This window comes from Lacrimispora sp. 38-1, assembly GCF_049890855.1.
Taxonomy (GTDB): Bacteria; Bacillota; Clostridia; order Lachnospirales; family Lachnospiraceae; genus Lacrimispora.
Map to the genome: position 1 here is coordinate 1 of NZ_JBANEW010000054.1, position 281 is coordinate 281.

Genomic DNA, 281 nt, shown 5'->3' on the forward strand with positions numbered 1-281 from the left:
GATAAAATTACTCCAGGCCGATGGAAGCTTTAGCATCCTTAATGTGTGCCCTGTGGGTGCAGTATCAAATATAATATAATCAAATTCTTCCTGAACTTTTACATCTGTAATAAATTTGGAAAATTCATTAAATGCAGCAATCTCAACAGTACAGGAACCAGAAAGCTGTTCCTCCATATTTTTTATTACAGCCTCAGGCAGCTGTCCGCGGTAAGGCGCGATTACGCTTTCACGATATTCCCCGGCTGCCTCTATGGGATCTAAGTTTGCCACTACAAGAT

Annotated in this window: 1 protein-coding gene; it reads right to left on the bottom strand. The window is 40.9% G+C overall.

From position 1 onward, the window contains the following. Window positions 1–281: ArsA-related P-loop ATPase (locus V7D18_RS14090; RefSeq protein WP_426154930.1), on the bottom strand; the 281-nt coding region annotated here is incomplete at both ends.